This window comes from Nonomuraea gerenzanensis, assembly GCF_020215645.1.
In the GTDB taxonomy this organism is placed as follows: Bacteria; Actinomycetota; Actinomycetes; order Streptosporangiales; family Streptosporangiaceae; genus Nonomuraea; species Nonomuraea gerenzanensis.
In genome coordinates, this window is the sequence record NZ_CP084058.1 from 10207341 (window position 1) to 10223919 (window position 16579).

Consider the following 16579-nt stretch of genomic DNA (forward strand, 5'->3'; position numbering starts at 1 on the left):
GCCGCCCGGCTACCGGCGGGGCAGCTCGCTGCCGCGTACGTGCGCGCACAGCCACTCCACCAGCGGCCCGTACGCCCGCCAGGTGTGCTCCACCCGCTCCCGCACCTGCGCCGTGTGCACCCACTCCTGCGGCTCGAACCGCTTGCCCGCGTACAGCGACCTGTGCCGCAGCAACTCGATGCGCGGGTGGTCCTCCTCGAAGCCCCGCGGCCGTGTCTTGAGCCGGTCGCCCAGCAGCTCGTAGCCCTCGGCCGCCAGCGCGCCCGCGATCGACTCCAGCGGCTTGCCCGACAGGTCCTCGTCCACGGCGGCCCGGTAGCGGCCCACCTGGTCGGAGGCCGTGGAGTAGACGCCGCCCGCGGTGAACAGCCCCTCGGCGCTGATCTCCACGTAGAGCCCGATCGCCGGCATGGCCTCCACGAACGCGCCCTGGTGCGTCTTGTAGGGCGCCTTGTCCTTGGAGAAGCGCACGTCACGGTAGGGCCGGAAGAGGTGGGCCGGGCCGAACTCGGCGGCCAGCTCCTCGGTGAGCGCCAGCATGGGCGCGCGCACCGCCTCCTCGTAGAGGTGCTTGTGCCGGGCGAAGTAGGTCTTGGAGTTGTCCGCCTCCAGCCCTTCGTAGAAGAGGAAAGCCTCGTCGGGAAAGCCGCTGAAACCCATGCCGCCAAGCCTGCCACGCCCCACCGACAGGTCCGCGCCCAGGTCATCGTGCCGTGTAGGTGCGGCCGGGCGCCGGTGTCCGGCCGTACAGCTCCGACACGGTGACGAACGTGAACCCCTTCCTGCCCAGCGTGTCGAGCATCGCCGGCACGGCGTCCACCGTGCTGCGGTGGATGTCGTGCAGCAGGACGATCGAGCCTGGCTTGGCGGCCCCCGCCCGCTTGGCGACGGTGGGCGCGACCCGGTCCTGCCAGTCGAGGGTGTCGACGTTCCACAGGATCTGGGCCAGCCCCTCGCGGCGCGTCTCGGCCGCGACGTCGTCGTCGGTGGACCCGTACGGCGGCCGCATCACCCGCATCCGCACCCCGGTGAGCCGCTGCACGATGTTCTCGGTGTGCTTGAGCTCCTTCTTGAGCGCCTCGTGCGGCAGCTCGGCGAGCGGCGGATGACTCCACGAGTGGTTGCCGATCTCGTGGCCGTCGTCCACGATGCGCCGGGTGGTCCGCCCGCCCTTGTCGGCGGCCACCATCTGCCCGATGACGAAGAACGTGGCCCGCACGTCGCGCTGCCGCAGCAGGTCGAGCAGCCGCCCGGTGTGCTCACCCGGGCCGTCGTCGAAGGTCAGGGCCACGCACTTGAGCCGGCCGCAGTCGAACTTGCGGCTGGCCGGCCAGCCCGGCTGCATCGAGCGCAGCCGCTTGGCGAGGGCCACGGGATCGACGACGACCGGTCTCGACGGCATGATCTGCGCCGTGGTGTGCTGCTGGCGCCGCGGCACCGACTGAGTCACGCAGCTCACCAGGGCGACAAGGGCCAGCGGCAGGGCCCATACGCGCATGCTTCCCCCCGAAACGCCGCATGCGGGGGCCTACGGATAATCCTGGACCGGTGCCCCCCGCAGCTCCCTGGCCAGGTCATCCCACCAGAGTGGGACATCCGCCTGCAATTCCTGGTAGCGGCGCGCCACGCGCATGGCACATCCGACCGGATCCGTACCCAGATGCCGACGTTTCACCGGCCCTTCCTGCCACCGGTAAAAACCATCCCTGTAGCGGACGACCAGGCCGATCCATACCGAGATGGTCTCGTCGTCGCCCATCTCGTAGGCGCTGGTGACGCCCAGACCATGCAGCTCCGCATGGAGCTTCTCCGTCGCCGCTCGGGCCTCACTCACACGCCACCCCCTGCCGACGTCTCCGGTGATCGCCGAGGGCGTTCACCGCACACAAGGGATGTACCCAACAACGGGCATCAGCCGTCCGAGACATGGAGTAATCATGAAACTCCGGGGAGTGTTCAGGGGGGCTTTCGCGCTTATTGCTCGCGCGCTTCCTGCGAGTCCAGAGGATAGCGGGAGTCATGGGGCTCACGTGGCTCGGCCACCACCATCACGAACCGCAGCTCGGCCTCGCCCCTGTTCGCGTAGCGGTGGGGACGGTCGGCGGTGAAGAGCACGGCATCGTCTTTCCCTATCACGTGACTCTTCCCGTACACCGTGAGCGTCAGCTCTCCCTCCAGCACCGTGAGCATCTCGCGGGTGCCGGCCGGATGGGCGTCGCCGTCGTGGTGCTCGCCGGGCGGCAGCCGCCAGTCCCAGAGTTCGAGGATCATCGGCATGTCGGCGCCCACCAGCAGCCGCGCCTCGGAGCCGCCCTGGCGGAACGCCACCACGTCCGCCTTGTCCACCACCCGCACCATCGGCACGTCGGCCACCTCGACCAGCCGCGCCACGGTGACGCCGAGCGCGGAGGCGATCCGGGTCAGGGTGGACACGCTCGGGTTCGTCCGCCCCTGCTCGACCTGCACCAGCATGCCCCGGCTGACGCCCGACCTGGCGGCCAGCGCGTCGAGCGTCAGCCCGCGGTGCGCGCGCTGGGCGCGCACGTTGTTCGCGATGGCCTGCGTGATCAGCTCCGCGTCATCCATGGGAGTGCAGTGTAGTGAAAAGAATTTGCAGCGGAATGTACCCTCTGTGTTGTACCAACAGTGCACTGCATTGAACTAAGGAGGCTCACGATGACGGTGATCCTGGCGACGGCCTGCGCCATCGTGTACGGCACGGCGGACTTCTTCGGCGGCCTGGCCACCCGGCGCACGCAGGTGCTGGCCGTCGTCGTGCTCTCGCAGCTCGCCGGGCTGGCCCTGATCCTCGGCCTGCTGCCGGTGCTGCCCGGCAGCTACAGCGGCCCGGCGCTGGCCTGGGGCCTGGCCGCGGGGCTGTCGGGCGCGGCCGGGCTGGTGCTGTTCTACCGGTCGCTGGCCACCGGCGTGATGTCGGTGGTCGCCCCCACGACCGCCGTCACCTCGGCCGCGCTGCCCGTGGTGTTCGGGCTGGCGACGGGCGACCGGCCGCAGACGTGGGCGCTGGTGGGGGTGGTGCTGGCGCTCGGCTCCGTGCTGCTGGTCAGCCAGGACGGCTCCGGCGGGGGGCGCGGCTCGCTCTCCTCGGTGCTGACGGCGCTGGCCGCGGGCGCCGGCTTCGGCGGCTTCTTCATCCTGCTCGCCATGGCGCCGCACGACGCGGGGCTGTGGCCGCTGGTCGGCGCGAGGCTGTCGTCGGTGTCCACCGTGGCCCTGCTCGCGCTGCTGACGCGGCGCGCGCTCAAGCCCGGCTCCGGCGCGCTGCCCATCATCATCGCCGCGGGTGTGCTCGACATGGCGGCGAACGTGCTCTACCTCCTGGCGCAGCGTGACGGCCTGCTCAGCCTGGTCGCCGTGCTGGTCTCGCTCTATCCCGCGAGCACCCTGCTGCTGGCCAACCGCGTGCTCGGGGAGCGGCTGCGGGCCGTCCAGGTGGCCGGCGTGGTATGCGCGCTCGCGGCAGTGGCGCTCATAGCCGTTGCGCAGCACCTCTAGCGCTTGCTACGTTTCGCCCGTGCGCCCTGAGCGGGCACGTATCGATGGTGAGTCGTTGAGGCACGTGGGGGTGTCTTACGACTCGGATGAGTCCTTTCTCGGGCTGGCCCTGCCGCGCGTGCGCGCCGCCCTCGACGAGGGCAGGCGGGTGCTGGTGGTCACCGGCGCGGCCAAGCTGGCCCAGCTGCGCGAGGCACTCGGGCGCGACGCGGAGCGCATCGACAGCCGGGTGCCCACCTCCTGGTACGACCACCCGTACCGGATGCTGGCCGCCTACCACGAGTACACCCGCGGCCGGCGCACCCTCGTCATCGGCGAGCCGAGCTGGACGGGCCGCAGCCGGCGCCAGGTCAGGGAGCTCATCCGCTGCGAGTCCGTGATCAACGCCGCGCTCAGCGCGACGGCGGTCATCATGTTGTGCCTGTACGACCTGCGCCGCGTCCCGGAGAGCGTGCTCCACTACGGCCCGGTCAACCATCCCGTGCTGCTCGGCTCCGACGGCGAGACGGCCAGCAACCGGTTCGTCGAGCCGCACGAGCTGGTGCTGCACGACGACCGGGCCCCGCTGCCCGAGCCGCCGGAGGACGCGGGCACCTTCGGCTTCACGGCCAGGGAGCTGAAGCGGCTGCGCCAGCACGTCGGCGACTACGCCAGGGCGGCCGGCATGGACCGCAACCTCATCACCTCGCTGGTGATCAGCGTGTCCGAGATCGCCGCCAACAGCGTCGAGCACGGAGCCGGGTACGGCACGATCACGATGTGGGTCAGCGACGGCGAGCTGATCTGCGAGCTCGCCGACCCCGGAGGCTCCCTCGACGACCCGTTACCCGGCTACATACCACCGGAGCCCGAATCCCCACGGGGATACGGGCTCTGGATCAGCAGGCAGCTCTGTGACCTGGTGGACCTGCGCGCGGAGAACGGCCTGTTACGCGTCCGCCTGCACCTCAGCATGAGCTCCTAGGCGGCACGCTGCGCGGGCAGGCGCACGGCGCCCTCCTCGCGGGCGTACTCCTCCAGCATCACGCGGAGCTGGCGGCGGCCACGGTGCAGCCGCGACATCACGGTGCCGATGGGCGTGCCCATCCGCTCGGCGATCTCCTTGTACGCGAACCCCTCGACGTCGGCCAGGTAGACGGCCACGCGGAAGTCCTCGGGCAGCGAGCGCAGGGCGTTCATCACGACGCTGTCGGGCAGCCGGTCGAGCGCCTCGGTCTCGGCCGAACGCAGGCCCGTCGAGCTGTGCGACTCGGCGGCGTGCAGCTGCCAGTCCTCGATCTCCTCGGCGGCCGACAGCTTCGGCGAGCGCTGCTTCTTGCGATAGTCGTTGATGAAGTTGTTGGTCAGGATCCGGTGGAGCCACGCCTTGAGGTTGGTGCCCTCGCGGAACTGGTGGTAGGACGTGTACGCCTTGGCGACCGTCTCCTGCACCAGGTCCTCGGCGTCGGCTGTGTTTCGGGTCAGGCGCATGGCGGAAGCGAACAGCTGCGACGTCACGGGCACGACATCGCGCTCGAACCAGTCCTGACGCTGCTCATCGGTCATAGTGATCAATTCATTCCCCCTTGCGCTATCCCCCGATTCGGCACAAGCCGCCTGACAGCGGTTCCATCTTCGCAAGTCCCAGTTAAGGGACGCGTTAGAGAGCTCCGCCTTGGTCAGAAGGGGTTGATCGTCCATCTGCTCGCGGCGTGCGTGGTCACGTCCACGGCCGGACAAGTCTCATTATCATAACACTACCCACCCAATTTTGTAGGAATAGTGGCGAGAGTCACATGGGATAGCGTATGAGGATGAGATTCGTGGACCGGCACCATTCGGGTACACGCCGCTGGGTGGCTGAGGCCATACGCAAGGTCGAGGCCGATGCCAACCGTAGTTGCGACACACATCTGCACGTCTTTCCGCTTCCCTCGCACTGGGGCGTAAACCTCTACTTGAAAGACGAGTCGGTGCACCCAACCGGTTCACTGAAACACCGTCTGGCCCGCTCCCTATTCCTGTACGGCCTGGCCAACGGCTGGATCGGCCCGTCCACGACGATCGTGGAGGCCTCCAGCGGGTCCACGGCCGTCAGCGAGGCGTACTTCGCCCGCCTGCTGGGCCTGCCGTTCATCGCGGTCATGCCGGCGGCCACGTCGCCGGAGAAGATCCACCTCATCGAGTTCTACGGCGGGAAGTGTCACCTGGTCGACGATCCCGGCACCATCTACGAGGAGTCGCACCGCCTGGCCGCCGAGACCGGCGGCCACTTCATGGACCAGTTCACCTACGCCGAGCGGGCCACCGACTGGCGTGGCAACAACAACATCGCCGAGTCCATCTTCTCCCAGCTCTCCCTGGAGCCCCACCCCGAGCCAACCTGGATCGTGGTGGGCGCCGGCACCGGCGGCACCTCCTCCACCATCGGCCGCTACCTCCGCTACCGCCGCCACGCCACCCGTCTGGCCGTGGTGGATCCCGAGGGCTCGGCCTTCTATCCGGGCTGGACCTCCGGCGACACCTCCGTCAGCGCTCCCGGCTCGCGCATCGAGGGCATCGGCCGCCCCCGCGTGGAGCCGTCGTTCCAGCCCACGGTCATCGACCGCATGATCGCCGTGCCGGACGCCCGCTCGATCGCCGCCATGCACTGGACCCGCGAGGTGACCGGCCTGGACGTCGGCGGCTCCACGGGCACCAACCTGGCCGCCTGCGTCGAGCTGATCAACGAGATGCGGGAGGCCGGCGAGCAGGGCAGCATCGTGACCCTGGTGTGCGACAGCGGCGACCGGTACAAGGGCACGTACGGCAACCCGCGCTGGCTGGCGGACCAGGGCCTGGACATCGAGCCCCACCTGGCGGACCTGCGCGCTTTCCTCAGCCTGAATTAGGTTAGGTGAGCCTAAGCTGTCATACTTCAGCGGAACGAGGCAACGCTGAGGAGGAGCTGGGTGAGCGCAACCGCCGTCGCCCCCCGCCTCCACGGCCTCCGCCGGCGCCGGCTCACCGTACTGCTCGCCCTGCTCGCCTGCGTGGCGGTCGCGGTCGTGCTGAGCGTCACGATCGGCTCCAAGCCCGTGCCGCTCGCCGACGCCTGGCACGCGATCACGGCGCCGACCGGCACCGAGAACGACATCGTCATCCGCTCCCTGCGCCTGCCCAGGACCGCCCTGGGCATCCTGGCCGGGATCGCGCTCGGCGTGGCGGGCGCGCTCATGCAGGGCCACACGCGCAACCCGCTCGCCGACCCCGGCCTGCTCGGCGTCACGCAGGGAGCGGCGTTCGCGATGGTCTCCTCGATCATCCTGCTCGGCGCCTCCAGCCTGCTGGTCCACATCTGGTACGGCCTGGCGGGCGCCCTGGTGGCCAGCGTGGCGGTGTTCGCGCTCGGCATGGTCGGCGGCAGGGGCGGCCCGACCCCGGTCACCCTGGCGCTCGCCGGGACCGCCGTCAGCGCCCTGCTCTACGCGCTGACCTCGACCATCGTGCTGCTGGACGAGCAGGCGATGGACGTCTTCCGCTTCTGGCAGGCCGGCTCGATCGCCTCCAGGGGCGGCGAGGTGGTCTGGCAGGTGCTGCCGTTCGTCCTGGCCGGCCTGGTGCTGGCGCTGGTGAACGCCCCCGGGCTGAACGCGCTCTCCCTCGGCGAGGACGTGGCGCGCGGCCTGGGCCAGAACGTCGGCAGGACCAGGGCCGTCGGCGTGGCCGCCGTCACGCTGCTGTCCGGCGCGGCCGTCGCCGCCTGCGGCTCGCTGGCCTTCATCGGGCTCATCGTGCCGCACCTGGTCCGCCCGCTGTCGGGCACCGACCACCGGTGGCTGCTGCCGTTCTCCGGGCTGGTCGGCGCGGCGCTGCTGCTGATCGCCGACGTCGTCGGCCGCGTCGTGGCCCCGCCGGGCGAGCTGGAGGTGGGCGTGGTGCTCGCGCTGCTCGGCGCCCCGTTCTTCGTCGCCCTGGTTCGCCGCAGAAAGCCCGTGCGCCTGTGATGACCGCCCTCCCCCTCCGCATCGGCGCCCTGTCCTGGCGGGTACGGCCGCGCGCCGTCACGCTCACCGTGACCGGGCTCGTCCTGCTCGTCCTGCTCATGGCGCTGAACATGCGCATCGGCGACCTGGAGCTGACGCTGCCCGAGGTGCTCACCGCCACCTTCGACGTCGACAGCGCCGCCCACTTCGTCATCATGGAGCTGCGCCTGCCCCGCGCGCTCACCGGCGCCCTGGTCGGGGCCGCGCTCGCGCTGTCGGGCGCGATCATCCAGTCGATCGCCCGCAACCCGCTGGCCAGCCCCGAGATCCTCGGCGTCACCACCGGCGCGTCCGTCACCGTGGTGGCCGGCCTGGTGGCGGGCGGCAGCGCGTACGGCACCGTCACGGGGCTGCTGGCCACCCTCGGCGTCCCCGCGCTCGCCCTGCTCGGCGGCCTGCTCGGCGCCGCCGTCGTGTACGGCCTGGCGTGGCGGCGCGGCCTGGACGGCTACCGCCTGGTGCTGGTCGGCATCGGCGTGGCCGCCGTGTTCACCAACGTCAAGTTCTGGCTGCTGACCGTCGGCGACGTCAACGACACCGCGCGGGCCATGGTCTGGATCAGCGGCTCGCTCAACGGGCGCGGCTGGGAGCACGTGACGCCCACGGCGCTGGCCCTGGCCGTGCTGGTGCCGCTGACCCTGCTCGGCACCCGCTCGCTGGACGCCCTGCGCTTCGGCGACGACACGGTCACCGGGCTGGGCGTCCGCATGAACCCGGCCCGCGCCCTGCTGGTCCTGGCCGCCGTGCTGCTGGCCGCCGTGGCCACCGCATCGGCAGGGCCGATCGCGTTCGTCGCCCTGGCCTCGCCGCAGATCGCGCTGCGCCTGGTCCGCTCGGACCGGCCGCCGCTGCTGTGCTCCGCGGTCGTCGGCGCCGTGCTCACCACGGCCGCCGACCTGATCGCCAGGACGGTGTTCTCCCCCATCGAGCTGCCCGTCGGCATCGTCACGGCCGTGCTGGGCGCCCCGTACCTGATCCACCTGATCTGGAGGTCGCGGAAGTGAGACTGCAGGCAGCCGGCGTCAAGCTCGGGTACGGCGACCGCCTCATCGTGGACGGGCTCGACCTGGGCATCGAGGCCGGCACGGTGACCACCATCATCGGCCCGAACGGCTGCGGCAAGTCCACGCTGCTGCGTGCCCTGGGCCGGCTGCTCAAGCCGCAGGGCGGCGAGGTGCTGCTGGACGGCAAGCGCATCGACCGGATCCCCACCCGCGAGGTGGCCAAGGTCCTCGGCGTGCTCCCCCAGTCGCCCTCCGCCCCCGAGGGCCTGACCGTGGCCGACCTGGTGGCGCGCGGGCGGCACCCGCACCAGACGTGGTACCGGCAGTGGTCCTCCGACGACGAGGGCGCCGTCGCGGCGGCCCTGGACATGACGGGCCTGGCCGACCTGGCCGAACGGCCGCTGGATGAGCTGTCGGGCGGCCAGCGGCAGCGGGCGTGGATCTCCATGGCCCTGGCCCAGGGCACGGACCTGCTGCTGCTCGACGAGCCGACCACGTTCCTGGACCTGGCGCACCAGGTGGAGGTGCTGGAGCTGGTCCGCCACCTGCATGAGGAGGCCGGCCGGACGGTCGTCATGGTCCTGCACGACCTCAACCTGGCCGCCCGCTACGCCGACCGCCTGGTCGCCATGCGCGCGGGCCGGGTGATCGCCGCCGGCACCCCGCACGAGGTGCTCACGGAGGACCTGCTGCGCGAGGTGTTCGAGCTGGACGCCAAGGTCATCGCCGACCCGGTGGCCGGCACGCCGCTGGTCGTCCCGATCGGCCCGCTCGCCCGCCCCAAGGCGGCGGGCTAGCTGTACTGACCACGGACGTCTACGTGGCGGGCCCGCCGTCGAACGGCCGGGGCAGTGGCTTGCCCTGGACCGGGTGGTGGAGAGCGCGCTGGACGTCATCGTCCTCCGGGGCCAGCTCGGCGGCCCGCAGCAGATCCTCGCGCTCCTGCGCCTCCAGGCCCGCCGCCCGGTACACCAGCGACCGGTTGAACAGCAGCTCGGCCGTCTCCTCCAGCTTCAGCGCCCGCGTCAGGTCCGCCAGCGCCGCCTCGTGGTCGCCCCGCTCGAACGCCAGCTCGGCCCGGCCCGCCCAGGCGGGCACCAGCTCGGGGTTGAGCTCCAGCGCCTGGTCGAAGGCCATGCGAGCCTCCGGGTAGCACTCCTCGGCCAGCTCCACCTGGCCGAGCACGCACAGCAGGTACGCGTCGCCGGGCGCCAGCTCCAGGCCGCGTTCCACGTCCTGCCTGGCCCTGGCGTAGTCGCCGGCCGCCACGTGCAGCCCGCAGCGGTTGACGTAGGCGGGGGCGAACTCCGGGTCAAGCTCCAGCGTGTGGTCCAGGTCGGCGCGGGCCCCCGCCAGGTCACCGGCGGCGTACCGCACCTCCGACCGGTTGTAGTACGCCTCGGGGAAGGGCGGGCTGAGCCGCATGACCGCCTCGTAGTCGGCCAGCGCCTCCTCGTCGCGGCCCAGCTCGTGCAGCAGGTTCCCGCGGTCGAGGTAGTAGTCGGGGTAGCCGGGGTCGGCCTCGATGGCCCGCGTGTAGTCGGCCAGCGCCGCCTCCCGCAGCCCGGCCATGGACAGGAGCTGCGCCCGGTTGGCGTGCAGCACCAGCCGGTGGATCGGGTGCTCGGCCGCCAGGTGCGTCTCGGCCAGCTCGATGGCCTGGCCCACCAGCTCCATGGCGGCGTCGCGGCGGCCCCTGCGCAGCTCCACCAGGGCCTTGCCGTTGAGGTCGAAGCCCAGGTGGAAGGCGCGCTCCCGGGGGTCGGGCAGCAGCGAGGTGATCGTGACCGCCTCGTTGATCCAGGCCAGCGCCTGCTCGGGGTCGCGCTGGGCGGGGTCGTGGTGGCGCACGAGGATCATGGCCGTGGCGTAGGCCGCCGTGGCGCGGTGCTTGGGGTCGGTGCTGAGCCGCCTGAGGCGGTCGTAGAGCTCGCGGGCCTCGTCCTCGCGCCCGATGGCCTCCAGCGCCGCCGCCACCCGCTGCAGCAATCGCTGCCAGCGCTCCGGATCGTCCTCGTACGCCAGCCCGCGCAGCACCTCCAGGCCCGACTCGGCCATGGCGTGGTGGAAACCCTCGTCGCGATACCGGTCGAAGTCACCGGGCAGCGGCCCCGTGCCGGGCCGCGACGGCCCCTCCGCCACGACCAGCAGGCCGGGGTCGAGCCTGCGCCGCAGCACGGCGACCAGCTCGGTGTCGGTATGGTCGGCCTCGCCCAGGTTCGTCACGTGCACGGTGAGCGGCCCCGAGCCGCTCAGGCAGTCGCGGACGAACTCCGCCAGCCCGTTCGCGATCCGCAGGCTGCGCCGGGCCCCGGGCACCAGCACCCGCTGCTCCCTGGGCAGCTCGTCGGCCAGCGATCGCCGCCGGGCGGGCACCACCTCACGCAGCCCCGGCGCCGCCGCCCTGATCTCGATGTCGTACGCGGCCACCAGCTCCGGCCTGCGCTCCAGCTCTCCCGGAACCAGGCGCCCGAGCAGCGCCGCGGCCAGCGTGTACGGGCCGCCGATCCGGCGATCCGCGTCGATGAAGATCGTGTCCACGCGGCCCCTCTCCCCACAGCGCGCACACCATTCTGGCTCGCCCACCCCCGCACCGTCACCTGGCGGCGGCGAGCCGGCCATACCAGGACACTCATGCCGGCACCCACACCGGCACCCACACCGGCACGCGCGGTCCGGCGCCGCGGCCCGGCATGGCCGACGCGCCATCGAGGCGACGCCGGCCTGTGGACCGAGCCCCTCTCCGCACGTGCCGCCGCACCACCCTCGCCCGGCGCGCACCGTGCGGAGTCCGGTGGGCTAGGAGCTGTGCCTGGGCGCGGCCCCGGCGGTCGGCTTCACGGTGCCGGGCTTGTGAACAACGAGCTTCTTCATGTGCGGCCTTCCACGTTCAAACGGGACCGAACGATCAATGACCGATACATGTCAACACATTGAAAAGTGGCCGATCAAGGTTTCATCTGATAAGGCCTCTTACAACCGGATTTTGGACGCGCCCGAAAGCTCAGTCGCCGAGGATCGCGTCCACGAACACCTCGGGGTCGAACGGCGCCAGGTCGTCGGGCCCCTCGCCCAGCCCCACCAGCTTGACCGGCACGCCCAGCTCCCGCTGCACCGAGATCACGATGCCGCCCTTGGCGGTGCCGTCGAGCTTGGTCAGCGCGATGCCGGTGATGTTGACCACCTCGGCGAACACCTGCGCCTGGCGCATGCCGTTCTGCCCGGTGGTCGCGTCGAGGACCAGCAGCACCTCGTCGACCGTGGCCTTCTTCTCGATGACCCGCTTGACCTTGCCCAGCTCGTCCATCAGGCCGGTCTTGGTGTGCAGCCGCCCCGCGGTGTCGACGATCACCACGTCGACCTTCTCCTCGATGCCCTTGGCCACCGCGTCGAACGCCACGGACGCCGGGTCACCGCCCTCGGGCCCGCGCACCGTGTCGGCGCCCACCCGCTCGCCCCACGTCTGGAGCTGGTCGGCCGCGGCGGCGCGGAAGGTGTCGGCCGCGCCGAGCACCACCTGCTTGCCGTCGCCGATCAGCGAGCGGGCCAGCTTGCCGGTGGTGGTGGTCTTGCCGGTGCCGTTCACGCCCACGACGAGCACGACCGCGGGCCGCTCGCCGTGCTTCTGGACGTGCAGGGTGCGGTCGAGGTCGGGGTTGACCTGGGTCAGCAGCTGCTCCCTGAGCAGGCCGCGCACCTCGTCCTGGGTGCGGCTGCCCAGCACCTTCACCTTGGTGCGCAGCTCCTCCACCATGGCGCGGGTCGGCGCGACGCCCACGTCGGCGGTGATCAGGCTCTCCTCGATCTCGTCCCACACCTCGTCGTCGAGGCGGTCGCGGGACAGCAGCTCCAGCAGCCCGCGCCCGAGCGCGTTCTGCGAGCGGGCCAGGCGCGAGCGCAGCCGCACCATCCGGCCCGCGGACGGCGGCGGCACCTCGACCTCGGGCTCGACGACCATCGGCTCGGCGGGCTTGACCGGCGGCGGGAGCGTGGTGGTCGCGCCCTCGGCCTCCTCACCCGCTCCTGCGGGCCGCTTCTCCTCCTCGGGAAGCACGGGGGCCTCTGGCGGCTTGACCGGCGGGGCCGCCTTGCGACCCGGCCTGAACAGCAGGAAGAGACCGCCGGCCGCCAGCAGGGCGACGACGGCCACGATCACGATGACGCCGAGGTAACCATCCACAAGATGTCAGTTTTCCAGATCGACCACCATGGTCACGCCCAAGGCCACACCGATCAGACGGACCAGTGCGCATCGATCAGGCGCTTTCGCGCTCCCTGAGCCGCTGGCTGACGACCTGGGTCACGCCGTCACCGCGCATGGACACGCCGTAGAGCGCGTCGGCGATCTCCATCGTGCGCTTGTTGTGGGTGATGACGATGAGCTGTGAACTCTGTCTCAGCTCCTCGAACAGCATGAGCAGCCGCTGCGTGTTGGTGTCGTCGAGGGCCGCCTCGACTTCGTCCATCACGTAGAACGGCGACGGCCGCGCCTTGAAGATCGAGATCAGGAACGCCACCGCCGTCAGCGACCGCTCGCCGCCCGACAGCAGCGACAGCCGCTTGACCTTCTTGCCCGGCGGCCTGGCCTCGACCTCGATGCCGGTGGTCAGCATGTCGTCGGGGTCGGTCAGCACCAGCCGGCCGTCGCCGCCGGGGAAGACCCGGCCGAAGATCTGCTCGAACTCGCGGGCCACGTCCTCGTACGCCGAGGCGAACATCTGCTCGACCCGGTCGTCGACCTCCTTGACCACGGTCATCAGGTCGCGCCTGGTCTTCTTGAGGTCCTCCAGCTGGGAGTTGAGGAAGGAGTGCCGCTCCTCCAGCGCCGCGAACTCCTCCAGGGCGAGCGGGTTGACCTTGCCGAGCTGGTTCATCTGCCGCTCGGCCGCCCTGGCGCGCTTCTCCTGCTCCTCGCGTACGTACGGGACGGGCGGCTCGCCCGGCACCGGCGCCTCGGGGCCATACTCGGCGACCAGCGCCTCGGCCTCGACCCCGAACTCCTCCAGCGCCCGCTGCTCCATCTGCTCCAGCCGCAGCCGCTGCTCGGTGCGGGCCACCTCGTTGCCGTGCACCCGGTTGACCAGCTTGTCGAGCTCCTGGCCCAGCTCGCGGACGCGCAGGCGCACCTGCTTGAGCTCGGCGTCCACGGCCACCCTGGTCAGGTCGGCCTCGTCGCGCTCCCTGGAGGCGAGCTGGACGGACGCCGCGAGCGCCTGGAGCACCTGCTTGGCGCCCTTGCTCACGGCCTCCGCCAGCGCGGCCTGCCTCCTGCGCCTGGCGCGCTGAGCGGCCGCCTGGGCGCGTTCCTCGCGCTCCCGCCTGGCCGCCCGCAGCAGGCCGTCGGCGCGGCCCTCGATGCCCTTGACGCGCTCCTCTGCGGTGCGGACCTGCAGGCGGGTGTCCATCTCGCGCTGCCTGGCCAGCTCCACGGCGCTCACCAGCTCGTCGCGCTGGTCGGTGGTGGGCTCGGACTCCAGCTCCTGGGCGTACTCGGCCTCGGCCAGCCGGATCTCCAGCTCGGCCAGCTCCTCCAGGCCCTCCGTGCGCGCCTCCTCCGCCTTGGCCACGCTCCTGGCCAGGCGCTCGGCCTCGTCGCGGGCCGCGTTGGCGGCGGCCTCGATCTGGGCCAGCCGCTTGGCCGCCGCCGCGTTGCGCTGGTCGGCCTCGCGCTGACGGGCCCTGACCTGGTCGAGGCCGCCCTGGGCCGCGCTCACCCCCGCCTGGGCGGTGGTGACGGCGCTCTGGGCCTCGCCGACGTGCGCCTGGGCGGCCTCCAGGGCCGCCTGCGCGGCCTGCTCCGCCTCGAACGCCAGGTCCAGGGCCGTGGCACCGGCCTCCGCCCTGGCCTCGGCCTCCTCCAGGTCCGCGACTGCCTGGTCGAGCGCGGCGCGTACCTGGAGGACGGAGGTGCCCGCCTCGGCGCCGCCCGCCGCCAGGTGGGCGCTGACGAGGTCGCCCGCCTCGGTGACCGCCCGGAGATGGGGATGCCGGTCGGCGACGGCCCTGGCGGTCTCCAGGTCGGCCACCAGCACCACGTCGGCCAGCACCTGCTCCAGGGCCGGCCGGAGGTGATCGGGCACCGTCACCAGGTCGGCCACCCACCGGCCACCGCCGGGAGCCGCCGCGCGCGGTCGCCCGTGCGCGTGCTCCGGCTCACCGCCGAACCCGTTGCCCGCCACCAGCAGCGTCGCCTGGCCGGCCCCCCGGGACCGCAGCAGCTCCAGCGCCTCCACAGCCGTGTCGAGCGTCTTGACGGCGACCGCCTCGGCCACGGGCCCCAGGACGGCCGCCACGGCCTGCTCGGCACCCGGCGTCACCTGCATGGAGGCCGCCAGCGGCCCCAGCACGCCCGCCACGTCGGCGTCCAGCACCGCGGCACCGCCGTCGCCCTTGGCCAGGCCCAGCTCCAGGGCGTCACGGCGGGCGGCGAGGGCGGCGACCGAGCGCTGCGCCTGCTGGTCGGCGGCGCGGGCGGTGCTCACGCCCGCCTTGGCGGCCTGGAGGGCGGCGCGCGGCGCGTCGAGGCCGGACTTGGCCTCCTCCAGCGCCGCTCGCGCCTCCTCGGCGACGGCCTTGGCCTCCTCGACCATGGCCTGCGCGGTGGCCAGCTCCTCGGCCAGCCCCGGGTCCACGGCGGGCTCCTCCAGGCGCTGGGCCTCAAGATCTTGCCTCGCCTGCTGTTCGCGGGCGCCCGCGTCGGCCACGGCCTGCTGGAGCCGGCCGATCTCGTCCTCGGCGGCGCGGGCGCGGCTGCGTACGGAATCGACCCGGCCGCGCAGCTTGGCCAGGCCCTCGCGGCGGTCGGCGGCGGCCCTGGCGGCCAGCGCGAGCCGCTGCTCCTCGGCGCTCAGCTCGGCCTCGGCCTCCGCGCGCCGCTGGACGGCCTCCTCCAGCAGCTCCTCGGCCTGCTCCAGCTCGGCCTTGAGGATGAGCTCGCGCTCGCGCACCTCGGCGGCCTCGCGTTCGAGCTCCTCGGGGTCGCGGCCGCGGCGCTCGATGGCGGCGGCGTCGAGGGCGTGGCGGTGGCGCTCGGCGGCGAGCTGCTCCAGGCCGGTGATGCGCTCGCGCAGCGAGGACAGCCGGAAGTAGGTCTCCTGGGCGGCGGCCAGCCGCGGCTGGGCCTCGGCCTCGGCGGCCTCAAGCGCGCCCTCGCGCTGCTGCGCCTGCGCCAGCTCGGTCTCGACCTGCTGCCGCCTGGCCGTGATCGCGGCCTCGTCGGCGGCCTCGCGCTCCAGCGTGGCGCGCAGGATGCACACGTCGTCGGCCAGCAGCCGCAGCCGCGCGTCACGCAGGTCGGCCTGGATGACGGCGGCCTTGCGGGCGATCTCGGCCTGGCGGCCCAGCGGCTTGAGCTGGCGGCGCAGCTCGGTGGCGAGGTCCTGGACGCGGGTCAGGTTGGCCTGCATCGCGTCGAGCTTGCGCAGCGCCTTCTCCTTGCGCTTGCGATGCTTCAGCACGCCGGCGGCCTCCTCGATGAAGGCCCGCCGGTCCTCGGGGCCCGCGTGCAGAACGGCGTCGAGCTGGCCCTGCCCGACGATCACGTGCATCTCGCGGCCGATGCCCGAGTCGGACAGCAGCTCCTGGATGTCGAGCAGCCGGCAGGTGTCGCCGTTGATCGCGTACTCGCTCTGCCCCGACCTGAACATCAGCCGGCTGATCGTGACCTCGGTGTAGTCGATCGGCAGCGCGCCGTCGGAGTTGTCGATGGTCAGCGTCACCTCGGCGCGGCCCAGCGGGGGCCGGGAGGAGGTGCCGGCGAAGATGACGTCCTCCATCTTGCCGCCGCGCAGCGACTTGGCGCTGTGCTCGCCCATGACCCAGGCCAGGGCGTCGACGACGTTGGACTTGCCGGAGCCGTTGGGGCCGACGACACAGGTGATGCCGGGCTCGAAGCGGAGCGCGGTGGCCGAGGCGAAGGACTTGAAGCCGCGCAGGGTGAGGGTCTTGAGGTACAAGCGCGACCCCCTTCTCCTGAACGGACCCTGAACAGACCTCGGAAAAGCCTACTGGTCTTGACTGCCCCACGTGGGCATCTGCAGTCGGGTCCGCGCCCTG

General features: G+C 72.0%; 14 protein-coding genes. 6 read left to right on the forward strand and 8 right to left on the reverse strand.

Annotated features, from left to right (window positions below; genetic code table 11):
• Positions 1–9: 9 nt before the first annotated feature.
• From LCN96_RS47465 to LCN96_RS47480, 4 genes are all read right to left on the reverse strand, one after another.
• Complete coding sequence (locus LCN96_RS47465) at positions 10–660, reverse strand: DUF2461 domain-containing protein (protein WP_225268970.1); 651 nt, start codon at positions 658–660, stop codon at positions 10–12.
• A gap of 43 nt (positions 661–703) precedes the next feature.
• The gene (locus LCN96_RS47470; protein WP_225268971.1) at positions 704–1498 is read right to left on the reverse strand and encodes a polysaccharide deacetylase family protein; all 795 of its coding nucleotides are present in this window, start codon (positions 1496–1498) and stop codon (positions 704–706) included.
• A 30-nt stretch (positions 1499–1528) separates the two neighbouring features.
• The gene (locus LCN96_RS47475) at positions 1529–1834 is read right to left on the reverse strand and encodes a hypothetical protein (RefSeq protein ID WP_225268972.1); all 306 of its coding nucleotides are present in this window, start codon (positions 1832–1834) and stop codon (positions 1529–1531) included.
• Positions 1835–1974: 140 nt separating this feature from the next.
• On the reverse strand, positions 1975–2586 hold the full coding sequence (locus LCN96_RS47480) for a helix-turn-helix domain-containing protein (protein ID WP_225268973.1): 612 nt from the start codon (positions 2584–2586) through the stop codon (positions 1975–1977).
• Between the two features lie 90 nt (positions 2587–2676).
• On the opposite strand from LCN96_RS47480, the gene LCN96_RS47485 reads away from it, so the two are divergent.
• Both LCN96_RS47485 and LCN96_RS47490 read left to right on the forward strand, forming a co-directional pair.
• Positions 2677–3516, forward strand: coding sequence for a DMT family transporter (locus LCN96_RS47485; protein ID WP_225268974.1), 840 nt, complete (start codon positions 2677–2679; stop codon positions 3514–3516).
• A gap of 70 nt (positions 3517–3586) precedes the next feature.
• Positions 3587–4480 (forward strand): sensor histidine kinase, encoded by an 894-nt coding sequence (locus LCN96_RS47490; protein WP_225268975.1) that lies wholly within the window; start codon positions 3587–3589, stop codon positions 4478–4480.
• Here LCN96_RS47490 and LCN96_RS47495 read toward each other — a convergent pair.
• Positions 4477–5061, reverse strand: a complete 585-nt coding sequence (locus tag LCN96_RS47495) for a sigma-70 family RNA polymerase sigma factor (protein WP_225268976.1) — start codon at positions 5059–5061, stop codon at positions 4477–4479. The genes LCN96_RS47490 and LCN96_RS47495 overlap by 4 nt on opposite strands.
• 248 nt (positions 5062–5309) lie before the next feature.
• Here LCN96_RS47495 and LCN96_RS47500 point away from each other — a divergent pair, with 248 nt between their 5' ends.
• The 4 genes from LCN96_RS47500 to LCN96_RS47515 are packed head-to-tail and all read left to right on the forward strand — an operon-like array spanning position 5310 to position 9321.
• Positions 5310–6386, forward strand: a complete 1077-nt coding sequence (locus LCN96_RS47500) for a PLP-dependent cysteine synthase family protein (protein ID WP_225268977.1) — start codon at positions 5310–5312, stop codon at positions 6384–6386.
• Positions 6387–6446: 60 nt separating this feature from the next.
• Complete coding sequence (locus LCN96_RS47505) at positions 6447–7481, forward strand: FecCD family ABC transporter permease (protein WP_225268978.1); 1035 nt, start codon at positions 6447–6449, stop codon at positions 7479–7481.
• Positions 7481–8524: a FecCD family ABC transporter permease gene (locus tag LCN96_RS47510; RefSeq protein ID WP_225268979.1), complete on the forward strand. Its 1044-nt coding sequence runs from the start codon at positions 7481–7483 to the stop codon at positions 8522–8524. Before LCN96_RS47505 ends, LCN96_RS47510 begins: the two co-directional genes overlap by 1 nt.
• The gene (locus LCN96_RS47515; RefSeq protein ID WP_225268980.1) at positions 8521–9321 is read left to right on the forward strand and encodes an ABC transporter ATP-binding protein; all 801 of its coding nucleotides are present in this window, start codon (positions 8521–8523) and stop codon (positions 9319–9321) included. The genes LCN96_RS47510 and LCN96_RS47515 overlap by 4 nt, the downstream gene beginning before the upstream one ends.
• Positions 9322–9340: 19 nt before the next feature.
• Here LCN96_RS47515 and LCN96_RS47520 read toward each other — a convergent pair whose 3' ends face one another.
• The 3 genes from LCN96_RS47520 to smc all read right to left on the reverse strand — a co-directional run bounded on the left by LCN96_RS47520 (position 9341) and on the right by smc (position 16479).
• Positions 9341–11065, reverse strand: a complete 1725-nt coding sequence (locus LCN96_RS47520) for a tetratricopeptide repeat protein (RefSeq protein ID WP_225268981.1) — start codon at positions 11063–11065, stop codon at positions 9341–9343.
• A 463-nt stretch (positions 11066–11528) separates the two neighbouring features.
• A complete protein-coding gene (gene ftsY / locus LCN96_RS47525) occupies positions 11529–12704 on the reverse strand; it encodes a signal recognition particle-docking protein FtsY (protein ID WP_225268982.1) in 1176 nt (391 codons plus the stop codon).
• Positions 12705–12780: 76 nt separating this feature from the next.
• A complete protein-coding gene (smc, locus tag LCN96_RS47530; protein ID WP_225268983.1) occupies positions 12781–16479 on the reverse strand; it encodes a chromosome segregation protein SMC in 3699 nt (1232 codons plus the stop codon).
• Positions 16480–16579 lie beyond the last annotated feature (100 nt).

Bases quoted from the DNA above. Each gene is read 5' to 3' on its own strand.
- LCN96_RS47465 (WP_225268970.1), bottom strand. From the start codon at position 660: ATGGGTTTCAGCGGCTTTCCCGACGAGGCTTTCCTCTTCTACGAAGGG.
- LCN96_RS47470 (WP_225268971.1), bottom strand. From the start codon at position 1,498: ATGCGCGTATGGGCCCTGCCGCTGGCCCTTGTCGCCCTGGTGAGCTGC.
- LCN96_RS47480 (WP_225268973.1), bottom strand. From the start codon at position 2,586: ATGGATGACGCGGAGCTGATCACGCAGGCCATCGCGAACAACGTGCGC.
- LCN96_RS47485 (WP_225268974.1), top strand. From the start codon at position 2,677: ATGACGGTGATCCTGGCGACGGCCTGCGCCATCGTGTACGGCACGGCG.
- LCN96_RS47495 (WP_225268976.1), bottom strand. From the start codon at position 5,061: ATGACCGATGAGCAGCGTCAGGACTGGTTCGAGCGCGATGTCGTGCCC.
- LCN96_RS47500 (WP_225268977.1), top strand. From the start codon at position 5,310: ATGAGATTCGTGGACCGGCACCATTCGGGTACACGCCGCTGGGTGGCT.
- LCN96_RS47510 (WP_225268979.1), top strand. From the start codon at position 7,481: ATGACCGCCCTCCCCCTCCGCATCGGCGCCCTGTCCTGGCGGGTACGG.